Here is a 2,238-nt window from a genome sequence, read left to right as displayed (position 1 = left end):
TTACCAGGATACGTACAACTTGCAGGCGGAACGAACGATCGCACCGTTAGCAAGTTAAAAGCTGCTGGACTCCTGAATGTGAGATTGCCGACTTTCGATTTGGAATCGGGAAATACAGAATCAGAGCGAGAATCTGTAAACCAAATTCACAATCCCAAACCCCAAATTCCCAATCCCAAAACCTACATTGCAGGTGTAGCTTACGGTAGTTATGCCCGCGTCTTGCTGTCACCAATTTTGGAACAGTTAGAAACAAGGCAAATAGAAAGAGCCAAGGCTATTCCTGGCAAGAACATACCGCCAGCCGCCACAGCTCAAATACCTCTTGCAGCTACGCTCGAAGCTGAACCCAACCTGCTCTGGCAAGCTGTAAGTTTAGCTCATTCCTTAGTTTCACAAATTAAGGGAATTGGTTAACTGTTAACGGTTAACAGTTAACCATTAACTAACAACTAGCAACTAGCAACTAATAGTATCGAGGCGAATGCAGATTACAGACGACCTCAACAAATTACTAGATATTGTCCCAGAAGAAATTCGGCGGCCAATAAAGCAACATCCGCAGCGAGACAGACTCATTGAAATTGTCATGGATCTCGGTCGCCGCCCAGAAGCTCGCTTTCCATCTAAAGCTGAATACCTTTCCGAAACCCTTGTTTCCAAAGAAAGCCTCAACCATTGCATTCAGCGAGTAGGTGACTTTGGCGGGGACAACCGAGCTGGTATCGAGCAAACTCTGCACCGGATCAGCGCTATCCGTAATCGCACTGGCGAAGTAATCGGCCTGACCTTAAGGGTGGGTCGCGCTGTCTTTGGCACAATCGGCTTAATCCGCGATTTGGTGGAAACTGGCCAGTCAATTCTGCTACTCGGTCGCCCTGGAGTCGGTAAAACAACGGCCCTGCGGGAAATTGCCCGCGTGTTAGCCGACGACTTGGAGAAACGAGTAGTAATCATCGACACCTCTAACGAAATTGCTGGGGATGGAGATATCCCTCACCCGGCGATCGGTCGTGCTCGAAGAATGCAAGTTTCCCACCCTGAATTTCAGCACCAAGTCATGATCGAGGCAGTGGAAAACCATATGCCGGAAGTGATTGTGATTGATGAAATCGGCACGGAATTGGAAGCATTAGCCGCACGAACGATCGCAGAACGGGGAGTACAGTTAGTAGGAACTGCTCATGGCAACCGCCTGGAAAACCTGGTAAAAAACCCGACTCTAGCTGATTTAATCGGCGGTATTCAGGCGGTGACGCTGGGAGATGACGAGGCGCGGCGCAGGGGTTCTCAGAAGACGGTTTTGGAACGCAAAGCACCACCTACTTTTGAGATTGCGGTGGAAATGCTAGAAAGACAGCGTTGGGTCATCCACGAGCACGTTTCTGAAACCGTTGACATTCTGCTACGAGGACGACAGCCGAACTTGCAAGTCAGAAGTATTGGAGATTCTGGCGAAGTGATTGTTACCCAAGAGGCGGCAGCAGTACCTACCAATCCAGCAGGAGTCCTGGGAACGTCGTCTTTCGGGTCGGGGAAAACGACATTTCCAGAAGCCCAAGGATGGCGCGGTTCTGGGAAAATGATCCCGCTGCCGCCCCCGAAAGAGCAATTTGCTGCTAAACCCGCGCAACTTGCTGAGGCAAGGTATTTTGAGCAATTGCTTGATGAGTCGCTGTCTGTAGATCCTGTGTTGCCAGAGGGTCGTTATTCCAGAAATGCTGGGCCCAATGGTGAGGATTTACCACTGCACATCTATCCTTATGGGATTCCGCGCCATCAGTTAGAACAGGTGATTGCAACGCTGAATCTGCCTGTGGTGCTGACGAAGGATATTGATAGTGCGGATGTGGTTTTGGCGTTGCGATCGAATGTCCGCAACCAGTCAAAACTCCGCCATTTAGCAAAAACGCGCCAAGTTCCTTTGCACACGATTAAAGCAGGGACTTTGCCTCTAGTAGCAAGAGCTTTACGGCGGTTGTTAGATATGGATGACCCCGGAACCCCCGAAATGGCGGATTTGAGCTTATTTGCTCATAGCGGTTCTTCTGACGAGATCGAAGCTTTGGAAGAAACTCGTTTAGCTGTTGAGCAAATTGTGATTCCCAAGGGTCAACCGGTGGAACTTCTACCCCGTTCTTCCCACGTTCGCAAGATGCAGCACGAACTTGTTGAGCACTATCACCTGAAGTCTCACAGTTTTGGCGAAGAACCTAACCGTCGTTTGCGAATTTATCC

At 49.6% G+C, this 2,238-nt stretch carries 2 protein-coding genes; both read left to right on the top strand.

Annotation, left to right across the window (positions count from 1 at the left end):
* A partial coding sequence (locus PN499_RS01835) for a Light dependent period protein LdpA domain-containing protein (protein WP_272029911.1) occupies nucleotides 1-417 on the top strand: 417 nt, incomplete at its 5' end.
* A gap of 67 nt (nucleotides 418-484) precedes the next feature.
* A partial coding sequence (locus tag PN499_RS01830; protein ID WP_272029909.1) for a R3H domain-containing nucleic acid-binding protein occupies nucleotides 485-2,238 on the top strand: 1,754 nt, incomplete at its 3' end.

Origin of the sequence: Kamptonema animale CS-326 (assembly GCF_028330895.1) — a bacterium.
GTDB classification, from domain to species: Bacteria; Cyanobacteriota; Cyanobacteriia; order Cyanobacteriales; family Microcoleaceae; genus Kamptonema; species Kamptonema formosum.
Note: the sequence above shows the minus strand (reverse complement) of the source record. Positions and strands in the feature narration are given on the sequence as shown.